Consider the following 426-nt stretch of genomic DNA (forward strand, 5'->3'; position numbering starts at 1 on the left):
AAGTCACGCCGAAGGACCCGTTCGTGGTGCGCGCGCCGCTCGACGGCGTGATCGACCGCCTCTACGTGCAGCCGAACCAGCCGGTGCAGCGCGGCACGCCCCTGCTCGGCCTGGACGCCACCACGCTGCAGTCGCGCTACGCGCTGGCCCGCAAGGACTACGACACCGCCCAGGAGGAATACCGGCAGACCGCCCAGCTCGCCGTCACCGACGATAAGACCCGGCTGGACATGGCCGAGCGCCAGCGCAAGCTCGACCAGAGCCGCGTCGAGCTCGACTACACCGCGCGCCAGCTCGCGCGCGTGAACGTCACCGCGCAGCGCGCCGGCGTGGCGATCTTCAGCGATCCAAACGAATGGACCGGCAAGGCGGTGGCCGTCGGGGAGAAGATCCTGCTGCTGGCCAATCCCGCGCACGTGGAAGTGA

General features: G+C 70.0%; 1 protein-coding gene. It reads left to right on the top strand.

Features of this window, described 5'->3' with window-relative positions; all coding sequences use genetic code 11:
- Nucleotides 1-426, top strand: a 426-nt coding sequence (locus HW466_RS31575; RefSeq protein WP_176316193.1) for an efflux RND transporter periplasmic adaptor subunit, incomplete at both ends; no start/stop codon positions are given.

The organism is Burkholderia territorii (assembly GCF_902833055.1).
In the GTDB taxonomy this organism is placed as follows: Bacteria; Pseudomonadota; Gammaproteobacteria; order Burkholderiales; family Burkholderiaceae; genus Burkholderia; species Burkholderia territorii.